The 12,975-nt window shown below is 52.6% G+C and carries 15 protein-coding genes and 1 pseudogene; 3 read left to right on the top strand and 13 right to left on the bottom strand.

The window, feature by feature from the left end; translation table 11 throughout:
* Positions 1-135 precede the first annotated feature (135 nt).
* From M8Q36_RS21215 to M8Q36_RS21200, 4 genes are all read right to left on the bottom strand, one after another.
* The gene (locus M8Q36_RS21215) at positions 136-699 is read right to left on the bottom strand and encodes a GNAT family N-acetyltransferase (RefSeq protein ID WP_249882272.1); all 564 of its coding nucleotides are present in this window, start codon (positions 697-699) and stop codon (positions 136-138) included.
* Positions 700-732: 33 nt separating this feature from the next.
* On the bottom strand, positions 733-1,116 hold the full coding sequence (locus M8Q36_RS21210) for a Rid family hydrolase (protein WP_065368812.1): 384 nt from the start codon (positions 1,114-1,116) through the stop codon (positions 733-735).
* 117 nt (positions 1,117-1,233) lie between these two features.
* Positions 1,234-1,665 (bottom strand): SRPBCC family protein, encoded by a 432-nt coding sequence (locus M8Q36_RS21205; protein ID WP_249882271.1) that lies wholly within the window; start codon positions 1,663-1,665, stop codon positions 1,234-1,236.
* A gap of 406 nt (positions 1,666-2,071) precedes the next feature.
* The gene (locus tag M8Q36_RS21200) at positions 2,072-2,572 is read right to left on the bottom strand and encodes a DUF6622 family protein (RefSeq protein WP_249882270.1); all 501 of its coding nucleotides are present in this window, start codon (positions 2,570-2,572) and stop codon (positions 2,072-2,074) included.
* Between the two features lie 456 nt (positions 2,573-3,028).
* On the opposite strand from M8Q36_RS21200, the pseudogene M8Q36_RS21195 reads away from it, so the two are divergent.
* Positions 3,029-3,511 (top strand): annotated as a pseudogene (locus M8Q36_RS21195) (LysR substrate-binding domain-containing protein); the annotation flags it as partial.
* A gap of 50 nt (positions 3,512-3,561) precedes the next feature.
* Here M8Q36_RS21195 and M8Q36_RS21190 read toward each other — a convergent pair.
* Positions 3,562-4,293, bottom strand: a complete 732-nt coding sequence (locus tag M8Q36_RS21190; protein WP_249882269.1) for an SDR family NAD(P)-dependent oxidoreductase — start codon at positions 4,291-4,293, stop codon at positions 3,562-3,564.
* Positions 4,294-4,394: 101 nt separating this feature from the next.
* On the opposite strand from M8Q36_RS21190, the gene M8Q36_RS21185 reads away from it, so the two are divergent.
* Complete coding sequence (locus M8Q36_RS21185) at positions 4,395-4,796, top strand: winged helix-turn-helix transcriptional regulator (protein WP_097407850.1); 402 nt, start codon at positions 4,395-4,397, stop codon at positions 4,794-4,796.
* 103 nt (positions 4,797-4,899) lie between these two features.
* Here the strand turns inward: M8Q36_RS21185 and M8Q36_RS21180 are convergent, their stop codons facing one another.
* Positions 4,900-5,613: an SDR family oxidoreductase gene (locus tag M8Q36_RS21180; protein ID WP_249882268.1), complete on the bottom strand. Its 714-nt coding sequence runs from the start codon at positions 5,611-5,613 to the stop codon at positions 4,900-4,902.
* A 13-nt stretch (positions 5,614-5,626) separates the two neighbouring features.
* Positions 5,627-6,373 carry an SDR family NAD(P)-dependent oxidoreductase gene (locus M8Q36_RS21175; protein WP_249882267.1) on the bottom strand — a complete coding sequence of 249 codons (747 nt, stop codon included), beginning with the start codon at positions 6,371-6,373 and terminating at the stop codon, positions 5,627-5,629.
* Positions 6,374-6,727: 354 nt separating this feature from the next.
* Here M8Q36_RS21175 and M8Q36_RS21170 point away from each other — a divergent pair, with 354 nt between their 5' ends.
* Positions 6,728-7,621 (top strand): AraC family transcriptional regulator, encoded by an 894-nt coding sequence (locus M8Q36_RS21170; protein WP_283946115.1) that lies wholly within the window; start codon positions 6,728-6,730, stop codon positions 7,619-7,621.
* A 108-nt stretch (positions 7,622-7,729) separates the two neighbouring features.
* Here M8Q36_RS21170 and M8Q36_RS21165 read toward each other — a convergent pair whose 3' ends face one another.
* The 6 genes from M8Q36_RS21165 to M8Q36_RS21140 all read right to left on the bottom strand — a co-directional run bounded on the left by M8Q36_RS21165 (position 7,730) and on the right by M8Q36_RS21140 (position 12,611).
* Positions 7,730-9,001 (bottom strand): alanine racemase, encoded by a 1,272-nt coding sequence (locus M8Q36_RS21165; RefSeq protein ID WP_349654611.1) that lies wholly within the window; start codon positions 8,999-9,001, stop codon positions 7,730-7,732.
* Between the two features lie 11 nt (positions 9,002-9,012).
* On the bottom strand, positions 9,013-9,750 hold the full coding sequence (locus tag M8Q36_RS21160) for an amino acid ABC transporter ATP-binding protein (protein ID WP_020457349.1): 738 nt from the start codon (positions 9,748-9,750) through the stop codon (positions 9,013-9,015).
* Positions 9,747-10,391, bottom strand: coding sequence for an amino acid ABC transporter permease (locus M8Q36_RS21155; protein ID WP_249882264.1), 645 nt, complete (start codon positions 10,389-10,391; stop codon positions 9,747-9,749). Before M8Q36_RS21155 ends, M8Q36_RS21160 begins: the two co-directional genes overlap by 4 nt.
* The gene (locus M8Q36_RS21150; protein WP_249882263.1) at positions 10,388-11,125 is read right to left on the bottom strand and encodes an amino acid ABC transporter permease; all 738 of its coding nucleotides are present in this window, start codon (positions 11,123-11,125) and stop codon (positions 10,388-10,390) included. The genes M8Q36_RS21155 and M8Q36_RS21150 overlap by 4 nt, the downstream gene beginning before the upstream one ends.
* A gap of 53 nt (positions 11,126-11,178) precedes the next feature.
* Positions 11,179-12,018 (bottom strand): ABC transporter substrate-binding protein, encoded by an 840-nt coding sequence (locus tag M8Q36_RS21145; protein ID WP_249882262.1) that lies wholly within the window; start codon positions 12,016-12,018, stop codon positions 11,179-11,181.
* 200 nt (positions 12,019-12,218) lie between these two features.
* Positions 12,219-12,611, bottom strand: a complete 393-nt coding sequence (locus M8Q36_RS21140; RefSeq protein ID WP_249882261.1) for a RidA family protein — start codon at positions 12,609-12,611, stop codon at positions 12,219-12,221.
* Positions 12,612-12,975: the final 364 nt, after the last annotated feature.

Genomic DNA, 12,975 nt, shown 5'->3' with positions numbered 1-12,975 from the left:
GGGGGGAATGGTATTGCGAATAGCGATATTTCAATAGTTAAATGGGTGACAATTTCAATAATTATTAGATGAGCGTCTTTTATTTTTCTGTCGGTTAATCATTTTTCATAGTTCCTGTTATTTATCGTTATAAATTCACGCTTTCGTCGCCCATTCATTATCAAAAACTCTATAATGAAACTCATTGCTTGTTGATCCTTTGAAGAAATCCGCATCTTTCAACTCATTGATTTTCTTTAGTTTCAAACATTCCACTAAACCAATTGAGGCCAGGTTACGGGAATCAATCAATGCGTCGACATGAGATAACTTATAATTATTAAATAAAAAATCTATTACTATGCGCACACACTGTTTCGCCACTCCTCTTTTTTGATACCTGCCAAACACATGATAAGCAATATATGCCCAGTTTTTTTCAACCATAATGGTCGACTGGACATATCCAAGATATGCACCAGACTGCCGATGTATAATCACCCAGTTTAGCCAAATTTGACTCTTATCTGGCGAGTAACGCTGAGATATTCTCTCATAATGCGCTGTCAACTCATCCAGGTTTGCCGGTGGGTTGGTCGGTATAAACTTATAATCGTCAATAGAACATAATTCTGCATACATTTCATTAGCATGAGATTTTTCTAAGGGCTCCAGGATATATAAATCCGACATCAAAGGCTCAATTAATTTAGCACTCACAGTGAAGCCCTCATAAAATATGACATGCAGAAATTACCTTTTAGCCACAATTCGCATTTCCACAAGTGCGTTTTCTGGAATGAATTCTGCTACACCAATGGCGGACCATGCCGGGTATGGGGCCTTTATATACTCATCTTTTACGTTAGAAAAAACGTCTATATGTTTTTTAAGATCAATATGGAAAGTGGTCATCTCAAGTATATGTTCATAGCCCAAACCGGCGGCGTTTAAATAAACACCCAGCTTATAAAACGCATCGTGGAATTGTTCTTCAGGATGCTTACTTATCGGTTTGTCCTTGCGTGCCGCGGTAACGCCTGAGAGATACACTGTGCCATCAGCTTCGATGACCGGGGAGAAGTGCCAGTCGTCGAAATAATGCTGAAATTCTTCAGGAACTATCGATTTTTTCATAATTTTTCTCAAATTGATGACTTAATAAATGCCAGCATGTACCAAACCGTTATGCTCTGTGGCAATTCCGTCAGGATTATCAACCACCCGCCGACGAAACAGGAATTCAGATATCATTTACATTGAATCTGTTTCGGCCAGGTATCTAGCCAACCCCGCCATGACTTCCGGGAAGTCCGAGCTGATCCCCTCGCCAAAAGCCTTAGCCTGGGGGCCATGGGTGCTGATCGCATAAATCACGATACTTTCATCGGATCCGGATGCCTCAATACGATGTTCAACGTTGACCCGTGTTTCATCCACCCTGGTCTCGTCAATAAAATATTTTTCTTCAGAAACATCAGTAAGCTGACTGCGGACAACTTCTCCTTCAGGTAACGTCATCGTGAACCATGTTCCCGTATGAAATGGCCCCTCGATAGTGATTGACTTTACGCCTGGGTTCCATCGCTTCCAGTTATCGGTATCGACAAAGGCCTGCCATATTGCTTTTGGCGTGCTTCCCACAGTGAGCGTATAGCGCTTGCTCCAGGCGTTGTCTTCATTCATAAAATTGCTCATCAGATAGAGTAAGTGGACATCGTGAATGTGTACTTATAATGGCGTAACGGCAAAAATGCCAAACCTCATTTTTCGTTCAGGAGAGTCAATCTCGTTCAGGCAGGCATCTCAACACCTAATTATTCGCCAACAGACCAGTGAAAGGGCTTTGAGATTTGATGCCAGTGGCGCTTTAAACGCTAATTTGAATGGTTAAAAAATGTCCGCCTCACGCGCAAAGCCGCCTGTCAGATAGCTTGTATTATCGGTTTTGACGCTCACTGAGAAAAAAGCAGACTGTCCCGTTACCGGGATGCTGGCCGGGACCAGCCTGGCCAGTACATCAGCAGGGCAAGGCACAGCATCGTTGATTCTGCGAGTCGGGTGGATTTCAATAACGAGTGGCGTGCATAAATCATCTTTTACTGTACCAGGGGAGGTAAAGCCTCAGGGTTCCCCCCCAGAATATTCCGTCAATAAGCCCCGTCAGCCCGCCAAACAACATGCAAAAGCTGGTGGTTGACCTTAATCCAGGCTGCAGATAAAGGGCCGATGTCAGGGCAAACTTCATACTAAAAGCAATCACAATCAATCCCAGAGTCAGCGGTGTCCCGGCTCTGATAATCATGCCTGGATTATCTGTCTTTCTCAGCGGTGGCTGTGAGCGCCATAATCGGTATCCGAGTGCGGTGCCTGCAAACAGCCCGGCGGTCATCATTGTAAGGCTTACTCCAACCCGCTCCGTCTCGGTGATAATGCCATACGCTCCCCAGGCAAGAAAAAGTATCGGGAGTAAAAACAATCGTCCGATTGCCATCTTCCGGTCATAAAGCGCAGCAAAACCGCGACGTAGTAAAAAGGCCAGCAATATCCATACCCATACGGGTGTTTCTCTTAAAAAATGTGCCATATCCATAATTTGTCCCGGTTACGAAAGTGGATCTTTTTTTTCAGCACCGGTGAACCGTCACACCCTAATTTTTCAACGACACTCATCGCTGTTAACGTCCACTGCAATGCCGGTGATGAGACTGACATATCAGGCTGGCACTGCACACGACATCGCCATGACGGCAAGGTGACACATTAGTGACACAGGCCGGACTCGCGACATGACAAGCCTGGTCAGCGGTATTAAAGACCAGCCGGTTCAGTTCTGCCAGCATGCGGTAAGCAGGGTCGTTACGTTGTGTACGCAGTGAACCGGCTTTCTGGTAAACCGGCAAATTCCGCTTATTTCACTTTAAAAAAGCGCCGTCATGCTTTGACGGCGCAGGTGATCCCGAGACCTGCAGCAAAGGCGATTGCGTAATAAATCATGCTCATGCGTTTCATACCTGCCAGCGCGACTGCGCCAGCGGCAGGAAGGTTTCTGCAAAAAGGAGGCGGCTGTTTGTTTAGAACGGGGGAGCTGAATAACTCCACGCTGGTAGCTCGTCCGCTTAGCCGGTTTCGCTGGGTAACCTGTGCCTCTCCGGCGTATCTCAGGGAATACGGGATTCCGCAGTCGCCCGACGAATTGTTGCAGCATCGTGCGATCCATTACTTTTCCGGCTCAGCCAGGCGTACGGGTGAATTGCGTTTTGCGCGTGGCACTGAGACGCTGTCCGTTCCTGTTAATGGCGATGCGGCTGTTAACGAAACAGGGCTCTATATAAAAATGTGTCTTGACGGTTTCGGACTGGCGCAGCTTGCCGGGCGCATTGTCTCAGAGCATCTGCAGGAAGGACGGTTAATTGAGGTACTTGCAGACTGGCAACCGCCACCAGTACCGGTCACTTTACTGTATCCGCATCAACGCTTTCTTTCTCCCGCCGTGCGCGCATTTGCCGACTGGATAGCCGACATTATCTGATCTTGCCGCTACTCTGAGCGGCCATCCCCGGATGGCCGTCGTATGAATACTTAAACCTGCGTCATGCCGCCATCAACGCAAATCTCAGCACCTGCTATATAGCAACTCTCGTCACTGGCGAGGAAAAATGCAGCGTTGGCTACCTCTTCAGGCTGGCCCATTCTGCCAAGTGGTATTGCGCTGGTTAAGCCTTTACGCACCTCATCAGAGGTTGCGGCCATCATGTCAGTGTCTATCGGTCCGGGTGCAACAACGTTAACGCGGATACCGCGCGCGGCAAGTTCGCGTGTCCAGGTGCGGGCAAAAGAGCGCAGCGCGGCTTTACTGGCCGAGTAGACGCCATAGCCATGTGTGCCGAGAACATCAGCAATAGAACCAATGAGAACGACACTGCTGCCGGGTTTCAACAAAGGCAATGCTGCCTGCAGGGCAAAAACGGGGGAGCGAACATTCAGGCCAAATGTCTGGTCAAAATGCTCTTCACTTACCTCTTCAAGCGGGGCGTATTCCGACATTCCGGCATTGATGATCAGGATATCTATCTGACCTGATTTTTCAGCAATGGTCTGCATGATACGGCTCAGTTCGTTCTTATGACTGACATCGGCCTGCAGCGGCATCGCGATTCCTGATATTTTGCTTTTGGCTGTCGCAAGCTCTTCTGCCCGGCGTGAAGTGAACCAGGTAACAGCCCCCTCGGTGGCTAAACGCTGGCTGATCGCCAGCCCAATCCCTTTTGCACCACCAAGTACCACAGCGACTTTTTTCTCTATCTTGCCCATCTGATTTCTCCGGTTGAGGTCTCGAAAACAGATGATATAAATTCTATACTTAATATCAATTACGCACTTTCGCTATACCAACTATAAGTGACTATACCGCTATGCCAGAAAACCACGATAATTGCCTGATAGAACAACGAAATACCCGCCTGGTGTTAGAACATATCACCAATAAATGGTCGATATTAATTCTGACGGTGCTGTGTACGGAACCTTGCCGGTTCAATGAACTTCGCCGACGGCTGGACGGAATTACCCACAAGGCGCTGGCCGATGCGCTGAAACGTCTGGAGCGCAACGGTTTAATCGATCGTCACGTTCTCTCCACGCATCCGGTGAGTGTGGAATACACCATTACGCCGCTGGCGCAGTCACTGCAGCAGCCTTTTGTTGCGCTGGCGAACTGGGCGCAGGAGTTTGGTCCGGCCATTGCACTGGCGCAGGCTGAATACGATCGAACGCATGCGGAGGAAAATAAATACGACAGGCGGGTTGAGGCCTGAGCAATCCCTCCGGCTCTCTGAATAACGCCAACAGGCTAACCCCGGATGTGTATTCCCGGGGCCGGGGTAAACCTGGAAAAGATACAGGCTGCTTTGTCGGTTATTACCAGGGCCAGCGGTTGTTCTCGTAATCGAGGAATAAGTGGTTTCTGGCGTTGCGGTGTTGCTCAATCACACTGATCATGCCATTGACGCTGGTTTTTACATCGATCTCCGCGTCCACCGTACCATCCAGCGTGCCCATCGCCGTCGCCACCCAGCCAGGATGAATGGAGAGCACCGTCTGTGCTCCCTGGCTGATATCCCTATAAATACAACGCGCCAGCATATTCAGTGCCGCTTTACTGGCCCGGTAAAGCTCAAGACCGATCCCCGGTTCGGTATTGCTGGCGATACTGCCACGGTGCGACGACATGAAAACCAGACTTCCCGCAGGCTTAAGTACCGGCAGGAGGTGCCGGGCCAGGCGGGCAGGGCCAAACGCATTGGTCAGCATAATTTGCTGGAATTCCGCGTCAGATGCCTGCAACACGGACTGATGCAAGGGACCGTAAATACCGGCCACCATAAAAATAACGTCAAACTGCCGTTCGCGAAGCCTGTCGAGAAGTGGCCCGATATGGGCGCTGTTGGTGACATCCACCTCGCCGGTCATCAGATTGCCAGGGTAGCTCTCTGCCAGCGCGCGCAGGGCGGAGATGTCCGCATCCGGTAAATGGGTGGCGAAAACGTCCCAGCCCCGCTCCAGATAGGCTGCTGTCAGCCCGTGACCCAGCCCTTTCTCGGCTCCGACAACTAAAATGCTCTGCTTTTTCATCACTGGCTCCTTGTTACTGTGCCGTATAACCGCCGTCTGCCATTAATACCGTTCCCGTCACGAAACTCGCTTTCGGTGAGGCAAGCCAGATAATGGCTTGCGCAATTTCTTCCGGCTGAGCCACTCGTCCAAGGGGATGCGCGTGACCGTAGCTGGCAAGCGTCGCCCGACTGTCTTCCACTATGCCGGACAGAATATTTGTTTCGACGACGCCGGGGGCGACGGCATTAACCCGGATGTCATACTCAGCGGCTTCCAGCGCCAGCACTTTCGTCAGTTGCGCGATGGCGCCTTTAGAGGCCGAATAAGCGGACGTGGCTTTCATGCCCACCATGCTCACGACAGACGCCACATTGACAATCGCTCCCTGCCTGCGGGGCTGCATTACCTTCAGGCTTTCCCGGCTCAGGAGAAAATACCCTCTGGCATTAATGGCCATAATGCTGTCCCACTCTTCAACGGATGTTTCGGTAGCGAGCTTATTCAGGGTCTTGCCCGCATTGTTGATGAGAATGTCCACGCTGCCGAATGCCGCCTGCGCGAGAGTGAGAGCGCTGATCACTTCCTGTTCCTGGCTGACATCGCATATCTGCGTCACCACCTGATTGCGCTGTGCCAGTGCATGAACCGCCGGGTCGATATCCAGCGCCAGCACCTTCGCGTCATGGCTGACGAGACGTTTTACGGTGGACCTGCCAATATCCCCTGCGGCGCCCGTGACGATTGCCACTTTGTTCGTTAATCCCAAAAAATCTGCCATTTTTCTTCCTCAAATTTTGCATTGCGTCGCCTGAATGGCATCGTCTTCATCAGCTGATATGAGTGTTGAGAGGGAAAAGCGGTGCGACAGATGGTCGCGAGATGCCTCGAAACGACATTTCCGGTCAGTTCCTGCCAGGCGCTTGATTCAGAATGAACTTGCATCACTTCTCCTCTATGTTTTGCTGCAAAAAGAGTATGAGAAGCAGAGCGATGCAACAATGAAGGTTCCTGTACAAAGATTATCTTTTTCTGTCAGAATTGGGTTCGATAATCTTATGCAAACGCAAAAAATTATCTTTTTGTATATTCAGGGGGCGCAGTGTCCGGTCTTACCTCAAGCCTTACGCGAAAAATGATCCCTGCTTTGCTGGCGCTTGCGCCTGATGAGGGCTACTCGCGCACCCGGATGGCGGCGATAAAACTGTTGCGGGTCAATGCGTCGATGCCCCACACGCCCGTCCTTTATGAACCCTGCATTGTTATTGTGCTGCAGGGAAAGAAAACCGGTCTGATGGGCGGGCGGGAATTTACCTACGATCCCGGGCATTATCTGGTGGTCTCAGCACCGCTTCCTTTCAACAGCCAGACGACTGCCAGCCAGCAAGAACCGCTGCTGGCTATGTCCGTATCGCTTGATGTCGCCACGATTGCCGAATTACTGATTGAAATGGGCGAAAGCGAGGTAAGCGAAAATGAGCAGGCGGGAATCATGTTTTCCAGCCCGCTGGGAGAAGAACTGGCCGATACGGTATATCGCCTTCTGCGGGCGCTTTCTGATGAAGAGCAGGCCAGAATTCTGGGGCCGGGTATTCTGAAAGAACTTTATTATCGCGTCCTGATTGATACGCAGGGAGCCTCCATCAGAGCGGCACTTTCCGGAAAAGGGCATTTCAGGCAAATTGCCAGCGCTATTCGCACGATGCATACCCGGTTTATGGAGCCTGTTGACGTGGAGATGCTGGCGAAAGAAGCGGGCATGAGTTCTCCCTCTTTTCATCGCCATTTCAGGGCATTCACTGGCACAACACCAAAACAGTATCTGATTTCCATCAGGCTGCACCAGGCGCGCTTTTTAATGGTGAAGCGCAATGTCACGGCCAGCGAAGCCTCTTTCAGGGTTGGCTACCTCAGTCCGACACAATTTAGCAGAGAATTCAGCCGGTTCTTTGGGTGCCCACCGCAAAAGGAAGCGCAGCGTTTACGCCATTTATTAAAAGTGAAAGCCGAATCGTACTGGCCGGAATAAGCGCTTCCCGGCCTGCATGTCGTGCCAGTTAAAGAACGGATAAGCGCGGTGCAGTCGCACAGGTAAAAACAGTGCGACATATCGCGCCGTTACCGCCCGATGTTTGGCTCAGAATGCGGTTTCCAGTGAATCCGTGACGCAGTAATCATCATCTACCAGCGGCAAATACCGCCATTTATCGAAGGCGGTACAGGGATGCGAAATGCCACAGCCCACCCAGTCGCCGGGCTTTAACGCATCCTCTTGCGGCAGCAACAAATAGGCATGTTGATCGTTCACCTCGCTAATTCGCATGCCAGACGCTGCACGCGGGGCGCTGCCATCGACGTTGCGCACCCACAGCGGATTGGGCAGATCCTGATCGAACGGCACATCGCGGCGTCCGAAATCAACAAACGCGAGGCCTGGCTCGGGGCGCGACAACACCCGTCCCCAGATCTCCAGCGCGGCGGTGAAATGATGCGTAGCCCCGGGCTGCGCAAAAGGCGCAATGCGCGCGTACAGTCCGCTGTCGTGCGCCATGTAAGCACCGGATCGAATCAGCGGCGTCATGGGCAGTGGCAGATTCGCAGCCGTAAAACACGCCGACACCACGTCGAACCATGCGCCGCCACCGGCACTGAGGATAATCTGCTCGCTGGCAAACAACTTTTTTTCAGCCAGCAGCGCCGCCGTGGCGATCAGCATCTGGCAGTAATCTTTGACGCGCTGCACGCCTGCGGCATCACGTCCGGCACCGAGCGCGCCTTCATACCCCGCAACACCCACCAGTTGCAGGGCAGGGCTGGTAGCGATCGCAGCGGCAATCTCCAGTGCTTCAGCGGATGAACGGCAGCCGGTGCGCCCGCCGCTGACCGACATTTCCAGCAGTACCGCAATGCGGCTGTCGCCGAGATGCTGCTCCAGCAGACGAACACCCTGTAGCGAATCGACGTAGCACAGGAAATTATGGTCGGGATGCTGATTTTGCCATTCGCCTATCCAGCGAATGCCGGCAGGGTCGACCAGTTCATTGGCGAGGAAGATGTTACGAATGCCGAACTGGCGCAAGGCGCGAACCTGCGCAGGGGTGGCGGCGCTCAATCCCCAGGCACCGCCTTCAGTGACGGCGCGGCGCAGGATCGCCGCAGACATTGAGGTCTTGCCGTGTGCCGCCAGCATTACGCCTTGCTCACGACAAAACGCAGCCAGTTGACGCAGGTTATTCTCCAGTGCGGATTGCTTCATCACCATCAGTGGGGAAAACACATCCGGGCTGTTAAAGACCTGGACACCGTTAGCCAGCGGCTGATTACCGGATCCGGCGACCGATTTAAAACGCGGCGCAGGTTGCAGCGCATCCAGCGCGCCGTCCGCCTGCAGGGGAAAGTGAATCGACATCATGCCTCCTGTTAGTGCTCAAGCACACGCGATAAGAACTGCTGGGTGCGCGGATTCTGCGGATTGACGAAGATCTGCTCCGGCGAACCCTGCTCAGCGATCACGCCCTGATCCATAAACACCACACGGTCAGCGGTTTTACGCGCAAAACCCATTTCGTGGGTGACCACCACCATGGTCATACCTTCACGCGCCAGGCTGCGCATCACCTCCATCACTTCGCCAACCAGTTCGGGATCGAGCGCGGACGTCGCTTCATCGAAAAACATAATTTTCGGCTCCACCGCCAGCGCGCGGGCAATCGCCACGCGCTGCTGCTGACCGCCGGAGAGCTGGGCCGGATAATGGTGCGCGCGCTCGGCCAGCCCGACACGGCTCAGGGCCGCCATACCGCGTTTATTGGCTTCGGCCTCGGACAGTTTCTGCGCTTTAATCAACGCCAGCGTCACGTTACCGAGCGCGGTTTTATGGGGGAACAGATTGAACTGCTGAAACACCATGCCGACGTGGCCACAGATTTCGCTGCTGCGTTTGCGGTCATGCAGCGGTACTTCATTTACCCAGATTTCCCCGCCATCGGCGGTTTCCAGCCCACTCATGATGCGTAATACAGTGCTTTTACCGGAACCGGATGCGCCAATCAGCACCAGCACTTCGCCGGGTGACACATCAAGGCTTATCTCTTTCAGTACCTGGGTTGAGCCAAAGGATTTGGTGATCCGGCTCAGCGTAATGGCGGATTTGCTCATGATAACTGGCTCCTGGTTTGATGATGTTGAACCCAACGGGAAAGCGGAAAGCAGACAACGAAGTAGAGCAGAGCCACCAGGCCGTAAATCACCACCGGCTGACCGATGCGATCGACAATGGCCTGGCCCTGGTGCATCAATTCCGACATGCCGATCATGCTGACAATCGAGGTATCTTTAATCAGCGAAAGATACTGACCCACCAGCGGCGGCAGCACGATGCCGCGCGTCTGCGGCAGGATCACGCTTAGAAACGTCTGGCGTTTTGACAGACCAAGGATCCACGACACCTCCCACTGGCCTTTGGGAACAGCCTCAATTCCGGCGCGGAATACTTCGGCAATGTAAGCGCCCTGATAAATGCTTAGTCCGAGGATCCCGGCAGCGAACAGATTGATTTCATAGCCGAAGTACGCCACGCCGAAATAGATAAACATCAGCGTGATCAGTACCGGCGTGCCGCGAAACAGTTCGGTATAGAGCACGGCGATCTGTCTGGCGACCGGCAAACGGCTGGTGCGTAACACAGCCGCCAGTAACCCGAGCAGCGTGCTGCCAACGATAGCGGCGACAGAGAGCAGTAACGTGATGAGCAGGCCTTTCAGCAGGATTGGCAGCGAGTTGATGATAAGTTCGCTCATAGGGCATTCTCCCGTTTCGCAGGGTTAATCAGCCATTTTTTTGCCCACTGCCAGCCGGGCTTTTTTACCGGCGTCACCAGCGGCGGATGGAACATCCGGCGTCCTGCCATGTTGCCAAGCCATGAGAACAGGTTGCTCAGCACCAGATAGACCAGCGCGACAATACTGAAGGTCTGGATGTAGAGCAGGGTGCGCGCATTGATCACCGTTGCGGTGCCGGTCAGTTCAGGCAGCGCGATGGCGGAGAGCAGCGACGTGCCGAGCAGTAACTGAATCAGGTTATTGATAATGGCAGGCCACACCGCGCGCGCCGCCTGCGGCAGCACCACGCTGAGGAAGATCTGTCGGCGCGGGATCCCGAGGATATACGCCGCTTCAAGCTGCCCCTTCGCGACCGACTGAATGCCGGCGCGGAAGGTTTCCGACAGATAAGCGCCCACGTTAATCCCCAGCGCCAGCACGCCTGCGGTAAAGGCGCTCATGGTGATACCCAACGACGGCAGACCAAAAAAGATAATGAAAATTTGCAACAGCACCGGGGTATTGCGGATGAACTCGACGTAACAGTGGCTGAGCCAGCGTACCGGCGCCAGCGGCGAGGATTTTGCCAGCGCAGCCAGCAGCCCGAGTGCCACCGCCAGGATAAACGCCAGCAGCGTGACCTGTAGCGTTAGCCAGGCAGCGTCCAGAAAGGTGTCGGCGTAGCGCCACAGGGTTAGCCATTGATAACTCATGGTGTGACTCCTTCAGGCGGTGCAGCAGCGGCTGCTGCACCGCGGGCGAACAATCAGTATTGCGGATTCAGCGGGTAGCGCGGTTTACTGCCAAACCATTTCTCATACAGCTGTGCGTTTTCGCCGGATGCGTTGATTTCAAAAAGGAATTCGTTCAGATAGTTGGTCCATACCTGATCACCCTGTTTCACGCCGAAGGCGTTGTACTCCAGCGGCACCAGCGCTTCGTTGGTCACGGTCAGCGACGGATCGAGCTTCGCCTGATAGGCGAGGAAGTTGTTATCTTCGATCATCGCATCAGCCTGTCCCTGTTTCACCGCCAGAATCGCCGCCTGGGATGAGTCGTACTCCTGAATTTTCACGTCGATGCCGAGATTGCGCACTTCGTCGCCGTTGGTGGAACCTTTCACCGTGGCGATGGTTTTTCCGGCCATGTCATGCGCGGACTGAATGCCGCTGTTTTTACGCACCAGCATGGCTTCGCTCGCCACGACGTATGGGTTGGTGAAACCGATCTCTTTGGCGCGCTCCAGATTGCGGGTGAAGTTACAGAACACCACGTCGACTTTATTGGTTTGCAGGTTAGGAATGCGGTTGGCGCTGGTGGTGTTGACCATCTCCAGTTTGACGCCCATCTCTTTCGCCAGCGCTTTGGCCAGATCGACGTCATAACCATCCGGGTTGCCGTCTTTATCGTAAAAACCAAACGGGGCAAAGCTCAGGCAGTCGCCCACGCGCAGTGTGCCGCGCTGCAGGACGGTTTGCAGTGCAGACTGCGGCGCCGCACCGGCTTCTTTTTTCTCTTCGGTCGGCGTACAGCCTGCGGCAGCCAGCAAAACCAGCGCGCCGGCCAGTGCTGCGGCACTTAATTTCAGCGATGTTGTTGCATTCATTTTTTATGCTCTCTTTTAATGTTTGACGAGACGGCGTAATACCGTGTCACCCGTAATAAGTCAGGCGATCGCCCGCGCAGCGGCAGCGCTGATTATTTCGGGATATTCTGGTGAAAAAGCAAAAGCATCAATTAATAACAGGCGGTCCTGGTGTTGGCGAAGAAAAAATAAAAACGCGCAGCCTGTTTTAACGGTTTTAATTATTTGCGGTCAGCGCGGAAACATTTCATATCCACTTCCACTTTGCAGTCGACCACTAAATCCTGCACGCTACAAATACGTGCTGGCGGATTATCATTAAATATCTCTCTGAATACTTTATTAAATGAACTGAAATAGCGCGCGTCGGTTAATACCGCCGTGACGTGCACCACATCTTCTATGCGATAGCCTGCTTCCCGCATGATGGTGAGACAGTTATCAAACGCCAGTTGCGTCTGTTCGATGATACCGCCTTCCACCACTTCGCCCTCGCGCATCGGTGTCTGGCCTGAGATATACAGCCAGCCATCGGCCTCAACTGCCCGTGCGAACGGCAGTTTCTGCCCACCCGTACCGGTGCCGCCTTCAATGCCATAACGCTTAATCGTCATGCAACGCTGCTCCTTTTGGTTCTGAGAATACCCGTTAGTAGCGGATGATTATTGTCTGGTATATCAGACTGATATCTGCAATATCGGATAGAGCAAGATTTGCACAGGTTTTTTGCTTTTGCAATATATCGCGAGGAATTTAATTTCTCGTGATGTCGTCGCGATCGCAAAATAAAAAAGTAATTAAGGTAATTCCTGGCTGGAAATGTTACCGCTGTCGTTATTTAAAAAATAACCTGCAGGTCATGCGCTAAAATGAGGCCCCAAAATAGAACAAAGAAATATAAACGCTGGCGACGAAATTTTAATTAACGGGGATGGGTTAACGGTAACGCTGGGTGTATGATGCTTTTCTTTTTTACTG

Source organism: Kosakonia sp. R1.Fl (assembly GCF_023516815.1).
GTDB lineage: Bacteria > Pseudomonadota > Gammaproteobacteria > Enterobacterales > Enterobacteriaceae > Kosakonia.
Note: the sequence above shows the minus strand (reverse complement) of the source record. Positions and strands in the feature narration are given on the sequence as shown.

Excerpts from the sequence above, each read along its gene's own strand:
- M8Q36_RS21210 (WP_065368812.1), bottom strand. The coding sequence starts at position 1,116 with ATGAAAAAATCGATAGTTCCTGAAGAATTTCAGCATTATTTCGACGAC.
- M8Q36_RS21205 (WP_249882271.1), bottom strand. The coding sequence starts at position 1,665 with ATGAATGAAGACAACGCCTGGAGCAAGCGCTATACGCTCACTGTGGGA.
- M8Q36_RS21200 (WP_249882270.1), bottom strand. The coding sequence starts at position 2,572 with ATGGATATGGCACATTTTTTAAGAGAAACACCCGTATGGGTATGGATA.
- M8Q36_RS21190 (WP_249882269.1), bottom strand. The coding sequence starts at position 4,293 with ATGGGCAAGATAGAGAAAAAAGTCGCTGTGGTACTTGGTGGTGCAAAA.
- M8Q36_RS21185 (WP_097407850.1), top strand. The coding sequence starts at position 4,395 with ATGCCAGAAAACCACGATAATTGCCTGATAGAACAACGAAATACCCGC.
- M8Q36_RS21180 (WP_249882268.1), bottom strand. The coding sequence starts at position 5,613 with ATGAAAAAGCAGAGCATTTTAGTTGTCGGAGCCGAGAAAGGGCTGGGT.
- M8Q36_RS21175 (WP_249882267.1), bottom strand. The coding sequence starts at position 6,373 with ATGGCAGATTTTTTGGGATTAACGAACAAAGTGGCAATCGTCACGGGC.
- M8Q36_RS21170 (WP_283946115.1), top strand. The coding sequence starts at position 6,728 with ATGATCCCTGCTTTGCTGGCGCTTGCGCCTGATGAGGGCTACTCGCGC.
- M8Q36_RS21165 (WP_349654611.1), bottom strand. The coding sequence starts at position 9,001 with ATGTCGATTCACTTTCCCCTGCAGGCGGACGGCGCGCTGGATGCGCTG.
- M8Q36_RS21160 (WP_020457349.1), bottom strand. The coding sequence starts at position 9,750 with ATGAGCAAATCCGCCATTACGCTGAGCCGGATCACCAAATCCTTTGGC.
- M8Q36_RS21155 (WP_249882264.1), bottom strand. The coding sequence starts at position 10,391 with ATGAGCGAACTTATCATCAACTCGCTGCCAATCCTGCTGAAAGGCCTG.
- M8Q36_RS21150 (WP_249882263.1), bottom strand. The coding sequence starts at position 11,125 with ATGAGTTATCAATGGCTAACCCTGTGGCGCTACGCCGACACCTTTCTG.
- M8Q36_RS21145 (WP_249882262.1), bottom strand. The coding sequence starts at position 12,018 with ATGAATGCAACAACATCGCTGAAATTAAGTGCCGCAGCACTGGCCGGC.
- M8Q36_RS21140 (WP_249882261.1), bottom strand. The coding sequence starts at position 12,611 with ATGACGATTAAGCGTTATGGCATTGAAGGCGGCACCGGTACGGGTGGG.